This is a genomic window from Lentibacillus salinarum (genome assembly GCF_042679865.1).
GTDB classification, from domain to species: Bacteria; Bacillota; Bacilli; order Bacillales; family Amphibacillaceae; genus Lentibacillus; species Lentibacillus salinarum.
The window spans coordinates 198,453-217,416 of the sequence record NZ_JBHTNH010000029.1 but is presented as its reverse complement, the minus strand read 5'-3'; the positions used below and the strand labels follow the sequence as shown (position 1 = coordinate 217,416).

The 18,964-nt window shown below is 41.0% G+C and carries 21 protein-coding genes; all 21 read right to left on the bottom strand.

What is annotated here, in order from left to right:
• Positions 1-64: 64 nt before the first annotated feature.
• Positions 65-397, bottom strand: a complete 333-nt coding sequence (locus tag ACFQ4A_RS15815) for a type II toxin-antitoxin system PemK/MazF family toxin (protein WP_382402367.1) — start codon at positions 395-397, stop codon at positions 65-67.
• Entirely contained in the window at positions 394-633 is a 240-nt protein-coding gene (locus tag ACFQ4A_RS15810) for an AbrB/MazE/SpoVT family DNA-binding domain-containing protein (RefSeq protein ID WP_382402365.1), read from the bottom strand. Before ACFQ4A_RS15810 ends, ACFQ4A_RS15815 begins: the two co-directional genes overlap by 4 nt.
• A gap of 120 nt (positions 634-753) precedes the next feature.
• Positions 754-936 carry a hypothetical protein gene (locus ACFQ4A_RS15805; RefSeq protein ID WP_382402363.1) on the bottom strand — a complete coding sequence of 61 codons (183 nt, stop codon included), beginning with the start codon at positions 934-936 and terminating at the stop codon, positions 754-756.
• A gap of 83 nt (positions 937-1,019) precedes the next feature.
• On the bottom strand, positions 1,020-1,313 hold the full coding sequence (locus ACFQ4A_RS15800; protein ID WP_382402361.1) for a hypothetical protein: 294 nt from the start codon (positions 1,311-1,313) through the stop codon (positions 1,020-1,022).
• A 35-nt stretch (positions 1,314-1,348) separates the two neighbouring features.
• Positions 1,349-1,726: a YgiT-type zinc finger protein gene (locus ACFQ4A_RS15795; protein ID WP_382402359.1), complete on the bottom strand. Its 378-nt coding sequence runs from the start codon at positions 1,724-1,726 to the stop codon at positions 1,349-1,351.
• 139 nt (positions 1,727-1,865) lie between these two features.
• Positions 1,866-2,279, bottom strand: a complete 414-nt coding sequence (locus tag ACFQ4A_RS15790; RefSeq protein ID WP_382402357.1) for a DUF4258 domain-containing protein — start codon at positions 2,277-2,279, stop codon at positions 1,866-1,868.
• An 895-nt stretch (positions 2,280-3,174) separates the two neighbouring features.
• Positions 3,175-4,968 (bottom strand): group II intron reverse transcriptase/maturase, encoded by a 1,794-nt coding sequence (gene ltrA / locus ACFQ4A_RS15785; protein ID WP_382402355.1) that lies wholly within the window; start codon positions 4,966-4,968, stop codon positions 3,175-3,177.
• Positions 4,969-5,685: 717 nt separating this feature from the next.
• Complete coding sequence (locus tag ACFQ4A_RS15780; RefSeq protein WP_079708063.1) at positions 5,686-6,081, bottom strand: VOC family protein; 396 nt, start codon at positions 6,079-6,081, stop codon at positions 5,686-5,688.
• A 231-nt stretch (positions 6,082-6,312) separates the two neighbouring features.
• Positions 6,313-7,287 (bottom strand): hypothetical protein, encoded by a 975-nt coding sequence (locus tag ACFQ4A_RS15775; protein ID WP_079708064.1) that lies wholly within the window; start codon positions 7,285-7,287, stop codon positions 6,313-6,315.
• Between the two features lie 204 nt (positions 7,288-7,491).
• Positions 7,492-8,079, bottom strand: a complete 588-nt coding sequence (locus ACFQ4A_RS15770) for a GNAT family N-acetyltransferase (RefSeq protein WP_382402352.1) — start codon at positions 8,077-8,079, stop codon at positions 7,492-7,494.
• Between the two features lie 307 nt (positions 8,080-8,386).
• Complete coding sequence (locus ACFQ4A_RS15765) at positions 8,387-10,270, bottom strand: VWA domain-containing protein (RefSeq protein ID WP_382402350.1); 1,884 nt, start codon at positions 10,268-10,270, stop codon at positions 8,387-8,389.
• A 1-nt stretch (position 10,271) separates the two neighbouring features.
• A complete protein-coding gene (locus ACFQ4A_RS15760; protein ID WP_382402348.1) occupies positions 10,272-10,745 on the bottom strand; it encodes a hypothetical protein in 474 nt (157 codons plus the stop codon).
• A 14-nt stretch (positions 10,746-10,759) separates the two neighbouring features.
• A complete protein-coding gene (locus ACFQ4A_RS15755; protein WP_382402346.1) occupies positions 10,760-11,458 on the bottom strand; it encodes a hypothetical protein in 699 nt (232 codons plus the stop codon).
• Positions 11,459-11,471: 13 nt separating this feature from the next.
• Positions 11,472-12,290 (bottom strand): S1 RNA-binding domain-containing protein, encoded by an 819-nt coding sequence (locus ACFQ4A_RS15750; protein ID WP_382402344.1) that lies wholly within the window; start codon positions 12,288-12,290, stop codon positions 11,472-11,474.
• A 59-nt stretch (positions 12,291-12,349) separates the two neighbouring features.
• Positions 12,350-14,095 (bottom strand): type IV secretory system conjugative DNA transfer family protein, encoded by a 1,746-nt coding sequence (locus ACFQ4A_RS15745; protein ID WP_382402342.1) that lies wholly within the window; start codon positions 14,093-14,095, stop codon positions 12,350-12,352.
• A gap of 105 nt (positions 14,096-14,200) precedes the next feature.
• Positions 14,201-14,686 (bottom strand): hypothetical protein, encoded by a 486-nt coding sequence (locus tag ACFQ4A_RS15740; protein ID WP_382402340.1) that lies wholly within the window; start codon positions 14,684-14,686, stop codon positions 14,201-14,203.
• Positions 14,683-14,874, bottom strand: coding sequence for a hypothetical protein (locus ACFQ4A_RS15735; protein WP_382402338.1), 192 nt, complete (start codon positions 14,872-14,874; stop codon positions 14,683-14,685). Before ACFQ4A_RS15735 ends, ACFQ4A_RS15740 begins: the two co-directional genes overlap by 4 nt.
• 76 nt (positions 14,875-14,950) lie before the next feature.
• The gene (locus ACFQ4A_RS15730; RefSeq protein WP_382402336.1) at positions 14,951-16,057 is read right to left on the bottom strand and encodes a replication-relaxation family protein; all 1,107 of its coding nucleotides are present in this window, start codon (positions 16,055-16,057) and stop codon (positions 14,951-14,953) included.
• A gap of 339 nt (positions 16,058-16,396) precedes the next feature.
• Entirely contained in the window at positions 16,397-16,885 is a 489-nt protein-coding gene (locus tag ACFQ4A_RS15725) for a hypothetical protein (protein ID WP_382402334.1), read from the bottom strand.
• A gap of 360 nt (positions 16,886-17,245) precedes the next feature.
• Positions 17,246-17,389: a hypothetical protein gene (locus tag ACFQ4A_RS15720; protein WP_382402332.1), complete on the bottom strand. Its 144-nt coding sequence runs from the start codon at positions 17,387-17,389 to the stop codon at positions 17,246-17,248.
• A gap of 29 nt (positions 17,390-17,418) precedes the next feature.
• Entirely contained in the window at positions 17,419-18,957 is a 1,539-nt protein-coding gene (locus ACFQ4A_RS15715) for a hypothetical protein (RefSeq protein WP_382402330.1), read from the bottom strand.
• Positions 18,958-18,964: the final 7 nt, after the last annotated feature.

Here is an 18,964-nt window from a genome sequence, read left to right as displayed (position 1 = left end):
GCTGACAGAATACCTATACAGATAGGTAACCATCAGCTTTTAATTAAGATCCTTATGTTCAGTTTTAAGAAAGAAACGTAGCAATATAATCCAAGCATTCTTGAACTGTTTCTTTCGGTGCTTTTCCAACTATTTTTAAGTTTCGAGCTGTCTTATCAACACTTTTCACTTGATCGGTTAATATCACACCATGAACAGCTAGATTATCCGGTAACTGGACCTCAAAAGGATAACCTTTTTGTTTACTGGTTATCGGACATATTACTGTGAATTTTGTCAGACGATTGAATTTCTCCGGCGAAAGAACAATGCAGGGTCTTTTACCTGATTGCTCGTGACCAGCTTGTGGATCTAAGTTAATATAAACAAGATCACCACGTTCAGGTACAGAACTCAAATTAGTTCATCTCCCTGAGGTTTCCCAAAGTCAATTTCTTCGTGCTGATTTTCAGGCGTAATTTGCGATAATAGATCATCTAAAGTTGGTTTACGCTTTTTGGGAATTAACTTGATTCCATCGTCTGTTCTTTGAATATCAATATCCGAACCTTGTTCCAGTGTGTATTGCTCCGCTATTTCTTTTGGTATTCTAACCGCAAGACTATTTCCCCATCTTTGGACTTTGGTTGTCATTTTAATGTCTCCTCCATTCTTATCGCTTCTCATTTCATAATACCACCTTTTTAACTATTAGTATACACTTAGTGTATACAACGGCTAAAAAAATGATAACCATTTTTAATTATTTAGCAGTCACTCATCTTTAATCAGAAAACAGTTACCAAGCCCACCAATTTTCATTTCTTCATCAACCACAAACCAACGCTTGCCACCAATTTGCTTAATGACTCGTGTGAAGATGGTTGCTTTATCGTTGATGTTTACTTTTCTCCCTAAGTAATCGTGAGTGGGTATTCTTTGGCCGTACCAGTTCAATAAACTCACTCCCTTTTAAAATAAAAAAGCTGATTATTCCCACTGGTTTGCAGGTGTAATCAGCTTTTAACAAATCCCTTTATTCATTTTATGTTTTCCACTTCAATCTCAAGTAATTGTTCAATGTAATACCCGCCATGCAAGTTATGTTGTTTCTGCATGCTCTTTATTGCTGCTTCAACAATTCCCCGTTGAATACAAAATCCGCATTGGCATTTGTACATTGGAAAATCCCAAATCGTTATTCTGTATAAAGCAACCGGAAAAGATTTTAGAGGGATTTCAAAACCACATTCCGGGCATTCTTCTACCGGATATTTCTGCTCCTGTGTGGCAAGTGCCTGTTTCAGTCCCATATTAAATGCCTTTTCACTCATCATATATCGCCCCTTCATGTAAACGGATGGACTGGTCAGCCGCTTGCTACTTGTTCAGGTTCCTTCACTTCCAGCATGTCATTGAAGTTTATACTCATCTCATCAGGAATTTGGTCACCTGATTTTAACAAGGCTTCAAATGCTTGATCGGCTGATTTTTCAACCGCTGCCATAAGCGATACATCTTCTTCCACTTCACCGCATTTTTTGCATTCCCACATTGGGATACCGGTTACATGAATGGTGCACTCTTTATCGTCATAGTTGTAAGGGAATGATTCTGTGTTGTGAATTACTGTCATTTCCTCACCACAACAAACATTCTTTTGCATTTTTGGCTGATAGGCTTCAACAGCTTTCCGGATAAGGACTGCTGTACTTCCACCTAAAAAGCCCGCTTTTAGATCAAACATCCGCTTTTCCTCCTTTGTTAATCTTACCTCTGGCACGGTAAAAGAACGAGGATTATTTGATTTCGGTCTGCCTCTTTTTGCCATATTGTTCATCCTTTCGCTTCTTTTACCATCATTATAATTATTGCACGACAAAAAATCAATTACAAAAGCAAATTCTTTCTTGGTAGCTACGATCCCATTTCCATGCTTTGGATCGTGGATCATAGACTGTGACCACTTTTAATTTCTCTTGGTATCCTAATACGACGTGAATTGGCCGATAGGAGCCTTTGCCAACTTTGAAATTGTGCAGGATGGTTAATGTCATCCTTTTGGGGTTATATTCGATAACCCAGCCATTTCTCACTGCATTTTTAATTTCTGTTGGTGAAAAAGCACGATACAGTTCTCTTTTCCCTCCATGTTTGGACATGCTCAGGGGAGTACCGTTTTCATCCATGTCTTGGATGATTTTCTCGTGGATTTCTTCACCCTCAGGAATGATTCTCTCTTGCCATTCTTTCCATTGAGTATGCCTTTTCCGGCATTCCTCCGGATCTTGACAATTCATTTTAACCCCTCCCTTTTCGGAAACAAAAAAGCTGACTTCATCCCGGAGCACGGGAATCCATCAGCTTTTAAGTGTTTCCTTTGAATATTTAATTTACTTTTACTTCGGACAATCAATCGTCCGTCTTTAATAAATTCACCCCTCTCTTTTTTATACAAAAAAGCCCATAGCTCCACTCAGGGTCTATCGGCTTTAATTAACGATATTTATTTGCACGCATACCCATTAGATACACGTCGCCTCTTATACATCCGGTGTCTGTTTCAACGAACCCGGTGCTTGTTATTCACCGGCGCAAACGCAACTTTTGCGGTGGTGTTGCCATTGCCACCAATCCGTTTTCTCTCGTTAATAAGAGTATACGGAAAATCTTTCCCTTTGAAGGGGACTCACATGTCGAATTTCCTTCTCAAACGAAGGTGTGACGACTTTTACTCAAAAGAGTGACTAATAATGAATATACTGATATTTTACTTGAAAAACCCCTCAATTTCAAGGAATGGTGTGAAAAATTGAACGTGTATTTGTATGTATGACGTACTTTTTCACTTAAAACTGCTTTTGAATGAAAAGGGCAAAAAATAACCCTCCTACTATTGAGTGAAAATAAAGATCTTTATTTTTGATGGTGAAAAGCCGCATTCTTCCGTAGAAAAATGCAGCAGATTCAATAATTGTTTTTTACTTTTTACACCATTCTAAAGCATTACAATGTTGTTTATGGTAATAAAGTTGTTTACTGTTATTCAACAATCGTAGCAATAGGTAAGCCTTTGACGTTATCTCCAGCTTTTCCCCTGCTCCACACGGAGCGTGCAGGTTTCCCCGCACTCCGCGTTCCATCTAACAAAACATACTGAGTTATAAGTTCCTCGTTACTTCGTGTTTGAGATTTTCAAATTGTTTCAAGCTCACATTTCCTACGGAAACGATTGACTTTATTTATCATGTCTCCAGTAAGTTGAAACCCTTGTATAAGTCCATCTATCATCTTTCTATTAGTGGCATGAATTAACTTGTGTATCCCTTTATGTAGGATGCGAAGATTATCAAATTGGTCATTTCCGCCAAGATCTAATGGTACGTAGTGGTGACAATGAACATCAGCCGCAGGCAATTTCACGCCTGTGATTTCACATTTTCCCATCTTCATACTGTACCTGCTGATTCGGTTATCCATGTATTCAATACTTCGATTTGGAAGTGTTGATTTCATGAGTAAGCCTATTTCACTTTGGATGTCTGAACGCAACTGTTTGTGTATCATATTCCTTCCTTCTTCCGTGAAGGGCGTCATTTTTGGAGTAAACCCAAAGGTATTCACTGTTTTTACATCCGCAAGTGGAAATAGATATACACCGGCGATTTGAAATGTTTTAAATCTATTAAGATACATCTTTTTATAAGTTGGTGGCGGATTAGCTGGATGACCATATTTACCTACTGGTCTGAGATGATTGTAGATGAACGCACCTAAATCATAGGCAAGACGTGAAAACTCTAGATTAACCTTGGTAGCCCTTTTGAAATATTGATGAATTCCCAAAACAAAACTATTGAAAAGCAACGCATTCATTGCCGAGGGCGAGGTTCTAATTCTTCGAATTAGTTTCTTTGCCTCTTCTTTGATTTTGCGTTTTTTACTCGCTTTAATGCCGGTGCGTGCAACACGTTTTTCACCCTTTATGTCAGCCCGGATGGTGAATCCTAGAAATTCGGATTCTCTCTTTCGCAAATTCACTATCTGTGACTTTTCAGGCGAAATGTCCAGTCTCAAACGTTCCTTGAGATATAGCCTCACGGCATGATACCATTTTTGAGCTGTTTTTCCATCCTTACATAAGATTTTAAAATCATCCGCATAGCGTACGAGGTAGCCTTCCTTCAGATTAGTACGCTTTTTGGCTAGTGTTTCACCAGTCCTAGATTGAAAAGATTTGGAAAGAGGGAAGAACTCCCACTGTCCCGCAACCCACTGGTCGAGGTCATTCAGCACAATGTTTGCAAGTAAAGTTGATAACAGCCCACCCTGTGGAACACCTTGAGATGGTGTTCCTTCACCATCTATTTCAGCCTTAAGCATTTTGCCAATACAAGCTAGTACCTTTTGGTCTTGGATTCCCATATTCCACAGTTGCTTAATAAGCAATGTATGGTTAATATGGTCAAAGAATCCCTTTATATCAATATCCACCACAAAATGAAAATGGGCTTGATTGATAAGAAATTGGATTCTTGCCATGGCGTGATGCGCGGAACGTAGTGGTCTAAATCCATAACTATGATTATAGAACTGGGCTTCCGCAATAGGTTCGAGTACCTGTTTAAAACATTGTTGAATGATTCGATCTAACATACAAGGGATGCCAAGGGGTCTCCACTTTCCATTATCTTTTTCAATCCATTTTCGTCTAACCTTTTTCGGACAATAGTTTTCTAGCTGTTTTTGGATTTCCATCATAAGTTTCTCTTCAGACCATTTTTTCATATCGCTTATCGTTCTTCCATCCGTTCCGGGTGTCTTAGACCCTTTGTTGGACTTGATAGTACGATAAGCAAGCAAGATATTTTCTCTTGATGTGATAACATCATAAAGATGTGAAAAAGCTTGTTGATTCAAACTTTTATCATACAAATCCGTAAACGTTTCCGTCATATCGTAGTAATCCCAATATCGCAAAGCTTGCACTGTGGCATCCCTCCAATTGGAGTGATGTTCCCACGTTCCTACCCGACCGGTGCAATGCACGTGTGGAAAATAACTTTTCATTTCATTAGACTTGGGGCTGTTCCTCCATTCCCGTTACAGGAAATTCGTCAGTCATGCCCCTACCCTCACAAGGATAAATGCCCTTCGGCATAAGTCTTATAGCAAACGTTTCGGATGACAGTCCTTGTTTCAACGTTCCTTGTTTTCCAAGTCCCTTACAACCTAGCTATCCGTACTGAACTTAGGTGTCCCCTGGAAGCCTGTGAGCTGGATACCGCCTTTGTCCGGTATAGCGTGTTTCATAGGGCGCATTTTTACTGCACACCACTCACCCCATCGTTGGATGGGACATAAGTTTCCTTATGTTCAAACTTTAGACCTGTATATTCGGTTATTCGTCAGCTTCATATCTTTGAAGCCATTCTCACCATATCCAGTTTTTCAGCCGTGGGGCATATCCGTTGGCATACCTTCTCCGAGGGAGTGGCTTCAGCCTTCGTTCTGCCTCATCCACCTGTACTTCAAACCCTGTAACCTGCCAGTCACAACGCATGCAGGAGTATTGACGGGATGGTTTTGGGAAACATGGTTCCGTCATTCCCATCCTTGGTTGTAAAGTTAGAATAAATTTCCCCACTTTTCACATCAAAAGACATTTATAGTGGAACTTGTCGCGCGCGCCCGTTTGTTGAACTGTTAAGGTGCTACAAGCTCTACTTTTATTCTGTCTGGATCTTCAAAGTAAACGGCGTAATGGTCATCTCCTCCAGCGAATGGATGCTGCTCTGTATAAAGTATGGTAATTCCTTTATCTTCTAATTTCTTAGTCATATCATCGACGTGTTGGCGTGAGTCCGCGTGAAATGCTAAATGATTTAGACCTACTCGACATCGATGATATGGAACATCAAGAAATCGTTCTTCTGTTTGAACAAAAACGATGTAAGTATCCCCTATTTTCCAGCTTTGTCCACCTTCCCATTTTTGAAAAGATTTGTATCCTAATTCCTCAAGATACCAACTCCAAAAATCAATTGATCTTTTTAAATCGGAAACATATATCTCTATATGGTGAAGTAGTCCTTTTGACAAGAGTAGGCTTCCTCCCCTTTATTCTGTTCTTGCGGCCTTTTCTTGAATAACATTGATTACTTGGTCATTTTTTTAACATCTTTTTAATTATCCGCATTTTTCCTCTATGATTTATTTTCATCTTCAAATGCTCAGAACCAACTAAAGTAGGTATGTGAAGGATTATTTTCCCAAAATCCATAAATTATAAGCACCATCTCAATTTCAAATAAATTTAATTAAAGTGCCCTTTTATTTTATAACATCGCCATCTATTGACAGCTTTTCAGGGAAAACCAATTCAGCTTCAGCGGTAACACTGACATGCGAGGTACTGTTGCTCCCGTTCTCGTTTTGTTTATCTTCCAGGAGTGATGTAAACTGAAATGACCGCTCCGTCTCCATTTCCAATTCAGCTATTGCTACCGCCAATTCTTGTTTGACATTATCACCATGTACACTTTGTTCTTCGCTTTCATAGGCAACCTTAATCCCGCCGCCGGTTCGTGCCATCTCGGTTATCTCCACTTGATGGAAGCTATTTTGTCCATGATCAGATACAATCAAGACATAAGTTCTCCCGTCGACAAGAAACACCTTCTTCTGTTCCGTAGACGTGTTATGCTCCATCCATTTTTGAATCCGTTCCGGCGCCTGTTTCGGATCAATCATTTGGAAGGGAACAGAAACGGATTTATGCTCTGTTAAAAATCCCGAATCGTGTCCCGAACCACCTGTAATGATGTCGTTAAATACACGAATACTCAGTTCAGGGTTCTCTTGCCCGGTTTCATCCGAATACAACCCCATCTGTATGGTGTCCAGATCTTCCTTCAAGTTTTCCAGGTATTGTACTTCCTCGTTGGTCAACGTGTTATCATCCGCAAATTGGTTTATTGGATGGTTTGAAAAAAATGATACGTGGCTAGCGATGTCCCGATCAACAAAAAGGCTTCCCGCATTTAAGACACGATCTGTCGCCTCCAGATTCTGTTCAACTTGCTGCAAGGCTTGTTCCAATTCTTTTCCTTCCAACGACTTTTCCAATATAGAATCCAAAGGTTGCATTACTGAAGTCAATTCATGATAAAAATGGTTCAAAAATATTTCGTATTGCCGCTTACTTTCTTGTTTTTCCTGATACAGTAGCACACCAGTAACGACAAGTGCAAAACCAACAAGGATCAACAGGCAAGTTTTGATTTTGTCTAATGGTAATTTTTTCATCATCAACACCTATTTAAAATGAACATTTGTTGTGCCAAGAATCTCACACAATCAATCTATTCGACGCGCATTAACAAAATTCCTTCCAAGCGTTCTGCAGTCTGTATCCACAATGCGATATTGGTGCCATTCCTTATTAAGGAAAAGCGCCCGATTGATGAAGATAATTTTACAAAAACCTATATCATTCACCCATTTGTCTGCTTACGTTGGGTAACCAAGTGAACCATCCTTCATGCGTACCTTCGTGAAAATGTAATCATTTCTAAGGTCGCCAGCTGGATCAACGAAATTATTCAAAAGTGTTGCTTCTAAGTGATACCCACAACGCTCCGCAACTTTCCAACTCCCCCTATTTCTAGTATCACAACGTATTTCGATACGATTGGCTCGAAAGTTTTTAAAAGCAAATTGTGTCACTCCGTGCACGGCTTCACTCATATACCCGTGTCCAGAAGCAGATTGTCTAATCCAATAACCAATTTCAAAACGGCGCACCTCCCAATCTACCCTTACCAAGCTGCAGGTACCTATAAACACTCCGGAAAGTTTATCAAATATGTAAAATGTAAATGAATCACGCAATAAAAAATTCGCCCGATGTTTACGAGCATTTGCTTCAGTCTCTTCTACTTCCGGTATATGATCAGCCCATTTTAGCCACTTATGCAAGAATTCATAGGAATCCCTTATTGCCTCATTAACCATAACCCCGTCGCCAATTTGAGGTGCCCTTAATAAAAGTCGATCGGTTTCAAATTGTTCTGGTACATCAAGAAGAATTTGATTCATAACCACGCCTCCATAAACTTAAATCATCCCAACTTATTGATACTATGTGTTATTCCATTAAATGGCCCGATTCTTGAATAGTTAAATCCTGCTTACTATATAATTGTATCAAACTTTTTTATAAATTATCGGACTTTATTCAAAATACAATCTTTATTATAAATTATCAAACTTTATTTCATTCCATAATCATTACTCAAGTTTATTATACACCCTTGAATTAGCAGCAATGAATTTGATTCAAAACAACTTTTGAAAGGTGAAGGTAAAAAAAGACCCCTTCCGGATTTCAGAAGGGGCAGCATTTTTATTGTGTCAAGTGAACGTCCGGATCGACTTTATCCGTAATATTGATAAGCAGTGGTTCTTGCACTACTTGCCCGTCGTCAAATGTCGCACGGACAATCCACGGGTATGGGCCTTCTACGATGTGTTCAAGATCATTACTTGTGAGGCTTACGTTCCATTCTGTATTATTGTCATTCGCTTTTAGTGCCGTCTGATCAGCCAGGTTAGCCGGTGGTATAACAGAGACATTCACGGCTGTTTCAGTTGTTTCCGCTTCTATTACGAATCCCTCCCCGGCAAGAAAGTCAGGATCTGATCGAGATATGCCACGTTCATCCGCCCATTCCTCTGTATGCAGGATTTGGGCGTTTAATTCATTTTTCTGATAAACCGTGATAGCTTTTGTTATGGAGTCAGTTCCTCCGTATTCATCCTCTATATGCAGAGTCACTTCCCAATCGCCAATTTGCTCCATCAGCTCCCGAAATTCCTTGGATGTACCGAATGTACCTGTATCACCATTTGGAGCTGTATACTCCCATTGATACGATAATTCGTCTCCATCCGGATCGGTGCTGGTGGAATAAACCCTTGTGTTACTTTCATTCACAATAGGTTCTCCCGGCGTCCACTCAAAGTTGGCTTCCGGCTCCCGGTTCGGGACATTCGTCCAATACTCACGTTGATTATTGTCTTCCGATTCTTCCATTACGTCGTTATTCGCATCGGCCACAATCTCAATTTTGTGATCGCCTTGTGAATGGTTGAATTGATATGAAAATTCTACCCATCCTGGTTCGTTCAACTCAATGGACTGAACAGGGGTATCATCAACTCTTAATTCGACATCAAACGGTGATATTTCCTGAACGCCGCCAATATTATCTATATAGGCCCGTACTGATAACGTGTCACCTCTATGAATCGAATCAGGGGGAGGATCACTTACTTCGGTTATTTCGATATCCGGTGCATTAACCGTAATATTAATTGATTGTTCAACACCTTCCCCCCACGTATCCTGTACGATTGCATGAATCGTCCAGGTGCCTGCTACATTGGCCGGAAAAGAAATATCACTTGACTCCCCAAGGAGACGGGAATTGCCGTTTGGCAGAACCGCCTCCCATGTGTAATTCAAATTGTCACCATCAGGATCAGTGGCGGTTATACTGGCCTCGATTGTTTCACCGATATCGACTATTTGCGGCTCAACATTTACAGATTCAATGACAGGTGGCTCATTAATGCCGATTTGATTCATGATATCGTCATATACATTAGGTAAAATATTATCCCATGAACCACTTTCATCGTATAATGTGCCGTCTGTATAGTCATCCAGATATTCAAACAAATCCGAGTCGGTACCACTCAAAATCGTGTTCAAAACAATATCGTGTTCCTCCAATAAATTCCCAACATTGTGACGTTCACTGTAATCATCATTTGCTTCATCCGTTAATAATACGATCATCTTACCAGCATTTGGCCGTCCTTCATCAACCAATTTTTCAATGGCATATTCAGTAGCGTTTGCCCCGTTTTCGGTACCACCGCAAGTATCATTCGTTTCACTAATCCAATTTTCAAATGTAGCTACATCATCTGTGAATCCCTGCCAACCAAAGTTACTACAGGAATAAACATCTACTTCATAACCAACGATCCCCAATTGGACATTAAATTGTTCGTCATATAAGTTTGCAACAAATTCATTCGTTCGGTCCTCGACAGCATCAAACCCGCTGCTCATCGATCCGCTTTCATCTATAACAAACACAATGTCCACGGCGTTTTTGAGAATAGGTTCTGCTGCATGGGTTGTATGTGGTGAATAAAAACTGGTCATAATCAACAGTGACAATAATAGCATGATTGGCTTACTCCTAATAACCCTCATGTTATTCCCCCTCGTTCATAATGGTCATACGCTCGATTCCTGCTAAAAAGTCATTTTCATTGGCTAAATAGGTTGTCTGATCGGCTCGAATTTGGATAAACGTTTGGTCGTTGTCCTCCGGATATAGCGATAAGGAAACAAAATCAGCTTCCTGATTTTGGAACAAAAGATTTAAAAGTTCCTGTCCCAATTGAATGATTTCATTGTTTGGTAATGTTTGTTTCGTGATGACTTGAACGTTAAAACCTTTTTCGAGTGGGGACATTTTAATTTCCGATATAATATCATCATCTTTGACGGACTGTGAAAATTCTTCAATTGATGATTGATTGACTTGTTCTGTTTCCCATTGTTTCGTGATTTCATCAGCATTTGATAGATATGACTGCTTGGCAGAAGCGTCAAAAACAAAGAATGCTCCCGCGGAAGCCAGCACAATAACGGTTAATCCTGTCCATATCATCCATTTTTTCAATAGCAAAACTCCTTTCATTGTACTTTTCCAGTTGGCTGATTTTCCTTCACCCATCCGTCTTCCCACTTATAAAACAGATCATTGAAATCACCTTGCAAGTCTTCATCCGTTGTCACCCTCGCCTTAATGTCCTCTGCATAAATGTTAAGGGGCTGCAAGTGATTGAGTGATTCTGTTACAATCAGCATCCGTTCAGTAAACGGTTTCCATTTCAGGTGCATGAGCAAGTCCTGCATATCCCCACGCACGACATAGACGTAAAATAAATGGCTTTTAAACTCGATTGCCCCTACAAAAGGGGCTGGTGCCGGCAACATGTTTGCTTTCGGGAACTTGTGATACAACTCAAAAAACAAAAGGCGTTGTAATACGTCCGGCACATCATACTGAGCCCAATAGCCCCCTTCATAATCGGTCAGCCCGATCATTTCTGCTCCTGTTGGGCCAAGGGTAAATATCGGGATATTCTTCTTTCCCTGATGGATTTCATGCCGGATGAGTTTGCCTTCCTTTGCCATTTTCTTTTTCTTGCTTTTGTCCACATTAAAATATCGGGAGAGCTGTTGTCCCCCGATAATGCCGGTCGTTGCTGCTGCTTTAACCGCCTGTTCTTCTTTTGGTGAATTGCCCAGATGCGCTGGTTTGTTAAATCTAGGCTGCCGCTGCCAATTAAGGTTCCAGTCGTGAAACAATGAAAAAGGGCTTGAAGCCATAAGCCTCAACCCCTTACAAGATACGGGTAATACGGGAACGGATCTGCTCTTTATCAACATCAACACCGAGAATCCGTACCAGCACCCGATCACCTTTATGAACGTTTTGGAATTTCAGATGACGGGATAGGCTATCGACCCCCGGCTCCAGGTTAACAAACACCCCATATTCCCTGACACCGGAAACTTTCCCGACATATTCATTGCCTTCCTCGTACCGTTTGGAGCAATCCGGCCAAGGGTTTTGCTGGGCATCTTTGGCACTGACGGACACCTTTTCATTTTCCTTATCCAGTTCGGTGACTTTCACCTTGAAGTGATCGCCCGGTTTGACTTCTTCGGTTAAATCATCAATCCAGCCATAGCGAATTTGTTCCACCGGAATTTTGACCTCAATGCCGCCAATATCTGCACGAACAAGGTTAGGCGACACGGTTCGGGCCACTGCCATAATGATGGCATCTTTCTCTAATTTTTCCCAAGTGATGGCCGCCATTTGTTCCAGTGCCTGCGCACGGCTTGCGGTAAATACGCCGGCTTCCCGGTCATAGTTTAACACCTTAAAGGCCACGTCTTTCCCTGTCAGGCTATGCAACTGCCGATTGTTTTCCATGCCGGATGCTTCCAATGGAATATAACCACGGACTGTACCGATATTAACCACGGCACACGGTTTATCCAGTTTCGTTTCAATACCGGTGACCAGTGCCTGCAAAATGGTGCGATTCTGATAAGCTCCGTAAATCTCTTTCCAATGTTCGTCTACTTCATTTTCTTTAACCTTTTCCGGATCGTACCCTTCAATCAATACTTGTAATCTTTCATCTGCCATTTTTAATCTCTCCTTTTACCAGTTTTTAAAATAGATTTTAAATGCCTTTAGTTTTTTAACTAACCCCAAAAATCATCTGTTCCCTCAGTTACGGTTTCGTTTGAAAAACTCTGCTGCCAGCTATTTCTTTTCACATTATCATCACCCCTTTTAGTGTTTTCCGGTTTGTTGTTTTCCGGCTTATCTTTCATGCCGGTTTCTTCCTCTCGTTCCACGGTTTTTGCTGTGTCCGGCTCCTGTTCAAACGTCCATTCCGTGAACTGCCATTCTGTCTGTTCACCTCCTTCAAAAGCCGTTTTGCCATTACCTATGTTCCATGCCTGTTCCTGGCCATTTGTTTTACCCTGTTGAGTCGCCTCGTCATCGGGTATCTCGGTAAAATCGGCATCAACCGATTCATAGGCAAAGGGCTTGATTGGTCCTTTTACCCAACGTTTCCGCTTTGGTTTGATCTCCTGCGCCAATACATGGCCCGCTCGTTTAAATCGTTTGTTCAATGGCGTTTTTTCTTCCTCCAGCCATTCCTTACGTTGTTTCCAGTCCCTCGGTACGAATACCCCTTTGGCCAATGCAGGAGGCTGTTGTTCGCCGTCCTGCACCAACTTGTGAACGTAATGGAATCGGGGCAGTCCGTCCATCATTTCCGTGAAATAGAAACGGTATTCTTCTGTTTCTGTTTCACGGTAGGACTTGGGAAAAAAGCTCGGTATCATAACGTGGTGGTCAAAGGTGTTTTGTTTCATCATCACTCGGTTCATCCCAAATTCCTCGGAAAAATCCTTTGCATCCTGAGACGGGAGTCCACCAAAGGCGATTTTGCTTCGGCAGGAGTTCATGATAGTTGTTTTCATCGCTTGCGGCCCAATATCGCCGGATTCCACTTCCAACTGCGCAAGGGACTGAACGGCTAATACACCGGCTACCCGATATTCCGCTGCCATTGAGAGAAATATCTCGACATCCGGATTGATATACCGGCTATATTCATCCACGATCAGGAAATGTGGTACACGGGTGTCTTCCGAGCCGGGGCGACGAAATGTTGCATTTTGCAGGTGCATAGTTAAAAATTGGCCAAATGCGTCTCCTGATTTTCGCAATTTCCCCAATGCTGTGTTAACTGCAAGGACACCACCCTCAGCAAAATGCTGATCCATGTCGATGTCGCTTTTGCCTGTCATGATTCGTTGCAGCAGCTCGTTTGACGTGATATTTTCCAACTGCGCCCGAAGTCCAATCACAAACTGTCGGTACTTATCACCCATGCTGCCTAAAAGTTCTGATTCAAAAAAATGGACGAGATCGGTTACGCCGTCTCGTCGCTTTAATTCATCTACCTTTTTCTCCAACACTTCCTGGTCACGCAACGTATTCATCACGTCGATAATGTCCATTTGATCACCATGTAACTCTTTTAATAGCTTGGTGACATTTCGTGCGGATAGTTCCTGTACGGTTTTAAAGAAAGCCTCCTGTTTTCCAAACATGCCTTGCAGCACAACGACAGTGGCCTCTGCTACGTCATCTGTCTCACCTTCCATCGGGTTAAAACGGTCGCTATTTGGAGACAATGGATCAATAAAGGTGTGTGGGATATCCATTTCCTCACACATTTCATGGACCATCCCAGCAACATCACCTTTTGGTTCGATCACAGATAAGCCGAGTTCCATACCTTTCTTTTTTTGCAGCAGTAACTGGTAGATCATTGGCTTTAATACGGTTGCTGTTTTACCGGAACGGGTTGGCCCGACAACGAGCATGTGGGTGAAACAGTCATCTCCCTTCCACGTAACTGGTGACATGGCTGTCCTCCTTTCACGTTTATGTTTTGATGTTTTGTGGTAGCCTGCATATAAAAGGGATTTTGAAAACAAAAACTTGCAACATCACCCCTTCAAAGGCAGCCATTATTGACCACCACTAGCGTTGTTTTGATGATGGTCTTGCTCTGTCGCTTCACCAAGCACAATGGATACCTCCTGCTTGTTTTCTTCATCCTTCTTTCGTTTAAAAAGACTTTTGAATGATTGGTTTTCGTTATGGTGGGAACGGTTCCTATCCCTTGTACTTTTATTTTTGATAAGTCCGACAAGTATAATGGCCGACAGCATTAAAGCGACAATCAGCATGAAACGTGTTGTCCATAATGCATATGGATAACTGTTAGCTTGCCAAAACTCATGCACCCAACAACCGATTGCTATGTTGGCATAGGCCAGAACTGCTGATATGGTAATGGTATTCCGCTTCCGCAAGAAAGTTAGTTCGAACAGCAGGAAGATGAATAAGCCCACGCCTATGGTTAGGGCTATGTTCGGTGACGGTATCCACCAGCCGGTAAATACGATCAGCCATCCTATGCAGCCTAATACGAGTAAACCAAATAAAATCATTGCAGTATCCCCTGCAATGGTCGTTTTCGGTGTTTTTGAAGCTCCACAACAAATCTTAGTTCGTCTTTCATAAGCTCTCGCATTAAGTGATAAATCTCATGTTGAATGTCCTCGGGAAAGGCAGCTATTTCTTCCGCTATTTGGTCATCTTTTGTGATGTCGATAATGGGTTGGAATCGTTCGATCATTATGTTTTCACTCCTTTGTCGTAACTTTATTCACCTTTACAAAAATGGCTTTTGTCAGAAGGGGCGAGCTGACAGATTACTGGACAATTGGCACTTTCTTCCGTAACCAGCTCTCATTTTGAATCATTTTGTCTCCCACTTTTAAGTAATCCACTAATGGGTTACCCTGCATGAGCTGTCTAACGGTATGTTCCATTTCCGGTGTGGTTAGCACAAGCACCCGGTAACGTTCTTCATTAAAGCGTTCTGCCCGGTTCATATCCTCTGCATAATGATTGATAGCACGTGTCATCATGATGTCCGTATTTATCAGATTGACAAGATACATTTCTTCACCTTTTCGCATGACTTTATATTGAAACGGTGTTTGATCTCCGGAGAACGGTATCGCCTTGAAAGGTGTTTCCGGTGATTGGATGATGTGTTCAAAAGTTGTTTTGTCGGAAAAGCCGGATTGCAGGTACTTTATGCCTGACGTTAATTCCATAACACTTAATGAACCGCTTGTGCGGAGTTTTTGTTGTGTAATTTCATCCCGATGATTACGTTTTTCAGTGTTTGCCCGATTTATAAAATGGTCAATAGAGCCCTGCCCTTTTGCAAAGATCATGAAGTTTTGTATGCGTGGCTCATCCGGTTTTCGGTCGGAAAGTGTCCTTATTTCCTGGATAACCTTTAAAATATTCTCGGCTGTCGTGTTTTCTTCCAATACGTAAAAGCCATATTCTGTACCGTCATCAGCAGTAAGTGAACCGTGTATCTGATCTCCCCGATTTAAGTTATATTCATGCTTGATTTGCCTACTGTCTTTCATGCGCCAGCCATACGGCGTTAGTTGAACCATAACCTCATTTGTCTCGAATATATAGGGCAGCATTTTCTTCCCGATACGTAGGGAATCTGCTTTTACCGGGCATTCATAACCATATTGTTTCATCAGCGAGATTCCTGTATCTGTTATTTGGTGATAAGCGAATCCTTTTCGGTCAGGTCTTGGGTAAGTATCTGATACAATCAAACCACTTTTACGCATAGTATATAATTTTTGGTTTACATATGCTTTACTCTCAGCGTAGTAACGTCTTTTAATCTGTTCTGTCGTTAAAACACGATATTGGTACAAATCCCATAACAAGCTAATATCTTTCTTTGTTGGTCGTGTGATTTTCGGAGCTCTCGGCATATTATCCCCCTTTTACATAGGATTGGTTATGATATGGATATTAGGTTTTAAAATAGGATAGGGAAAGAGCCTGTTTGTTTTCGGCTTTTCTGCGCCTATGCTCGAATAGCCTCTCCCAAACCTTTCCCTTTTTAGGTTTAATATAATGAATTGGCCATTTTTCTTTTATGGCAACAATAAAGCCAATAAAATTTCATATAAAAATAACCCCTTTTTTGTATGAAAATGCAAGCATTGACAACCCAACTATTTTAACCCCTATTTTAACCCCTTATTGGCTTGAGATTTATTAACTTAATAGGTGTATTTTAACCCCAAATATAACCTGCAATTGTTGAGTTATTTTAACCCCGTACCATCGTGAATAAATCCCTGATCTTTTTGATCCAAATATTTTATAAACTCCCAAAGATGAACCCTAGACATAACAAAAACTTCTATATGGTTTCTTCCACCATCAAAGTAACCTTCTTCCATATAAGATAAATGGTGGAAATTGTCATCAGTAAATAATAATGTTCTTTTCACAGCATCAATAAGAGGTTTTCGGTTCAAATTATCCAAATCTCTTATTCTAGGACTCTTGAAGTAATGAGCAGTGTATATAACAGCATGTTCAAATTGCGTATCAATATAATCCCAGTTGTAACTTTCCATTACTTGATTTAAGAAATAGTCTCGTGCTTCAACATAATACTTTCTATCGATGCCTGAACTTGGTAAATTTCCTTCAATGGAAAAGTGAAATACTGGATAATGTTCATCTGAATTAAACAACAAATTTTTAACTGGTTCTGTTGGCAGCATTAACGGTTTTTGTTTTTTCATCATTTATCCCCCTGAAATATAATTTGTCAGACGTGATTTTGCCTTTTGAATGCTGTCAAAGCAACAATTTATAATTTGAACGTCTGACGTTGCACCATTATTAAAAGAGCTCGAAACTTAACGTCTGACGTCATAAAACAAAGACCCCTTCACAACAAGGTTTGTGCGGAGTAATCACGTCTGACGTTCATCAAACACAACGTCTGACGTTCCAAAATAAAAATCCCTTCAATTCAAGGGATTAAGTGCCTAATTTACGTCTGACGTTTATAACCCCGCTTTTTTTTGCTAAAGTCTATTACGTCAGACGTTCTTAAAGCAAAACGCTATCACATCAGTAGATCGACCATCCATATCACGTCAGACGTAGTTGACTTCTGTTTCTTTGATAACAGCCAGCTTGTATTTCAGTTCCTGATATGATTTACCTTCGATATCGTAATAATTTGCCTTTTGCAATTGGGTGATAACGTGTTCTTTTTTTGGCATCTTCCAGTACATCAATCATTTTCATTTTCCTCCCCTCCTTACGATCATCGGTTTATTGAGAATACGTTATTTTGGCCACTTTGCGGTAGAGCCTCTTGAACCGTTTTAGTTGCCATTTCGAACTCTCTTGCCGCTGCTTGGTTCGTTGTAACAACCGGACGACCAAATCGCATGGCCAAATAATGACTCGGCTGGTCATCCAATACAATGTCAGCATCCAAACGGATTTTTTGTTCCTGTCCACCATCTAATACATTGGACACAAAACGGTTTAAGACCTGTAACACCTTACGTCCCTGTAACTTTTCCCTTTCACGTTCTGTTTGTCGGTGATGCACGACATCCATATTCGTCACATAAAGGAAAAGGGCATCATTCCAGTCCTTTGCCCTGTCCCATTCCTCATATGGTAAATCTATAACACGATAGTGTGCATTTCCTGTCATTTTCTTGAACGGGGAAACAATTAAGTTAGGCAGTCCGTTTGGTGAACCTTGTTGCATTAAAGGCATATCAAAGTATTGCCAAATATCATCGTCTCCCTCAAAAGCTACTAATTCTGTATTGGCTCCCTGTTTAGATAATATCGTTGCCAGATTCATAGCAATATAGGATTTGCCGGCAGATACAGGTGAGGTAACGATAATGTTATATCCTTGTGGCAAAGGGACTGACTGCACTGGTTCCGGTTGCTTGAAGTCCCAAACTGATGTTATAGCTGCCTGTTCGGTGTTGTCCGGGATCTCGTCATTATGTTTTTCCTCGGTTTCATTATCAGCATGATATGTCGATTGTTCCCGCCTGTTGGAGGATTCCTCATCTTCTAACTTTTGTGCGGAAAAATCCTCTGTCGTCTGTTCATTTTCCGTCACCCATTCCTCTTGCAGTGTGCTGCGATCCATTTGAGCAGGCTGTGTGACGTTTTCCTGTTTCAGTGATACATAAGTATCCGGTTGTTCAAATGACCATTGTGTGCCCATCTGTGTTTGATTTTGATGCATATCTGGAATAGACCGATTCATTTCCTCGCTCATTGGTTGCTGAAATGTATTTTGCAAGACTGGCATATTATCCTGCCAGTCATTTTGTGTATTTTGATTTTCTGTTTGCTGTTGTTTCTTTTCTTTTTTACGTTTCCGAAAAGTACGACGTTTCTGTTTTGGCTCTTGTTCCTGGGACTTGTCAGATTCATCCAACTCGCCCCGTTCAATTTGTTGCAGACGTTCTTCAGCCATGCCGAGTGTTGCCGGATATTCCAATGCCAGCCTTATTTTTTCTTCTGTTACAGGGTCAGTAATATAATCATAAACACCTAATGGTATCCAGTTTTGACGGATTTCCTCCGGCTTGGTATTACCGATCAGCATCATCACCCGTGCGCCCTGTTTACGAAGTTGATATAAAGCATCTTCGTTTTTCATACTGCCTTCTAAAAAAGCGGACAGGACAACAACATCCGGCTTGTATCGTTCACCAAGGGTTAATACCCCTTCCTTATAGGTGATTGGCGGTACAGGTGAATTGGTAAGCTGTGTAATAAACTGATCTAATTCTCTTTGCCCAGTGGCAACAAGTACGTTCATTTATGCT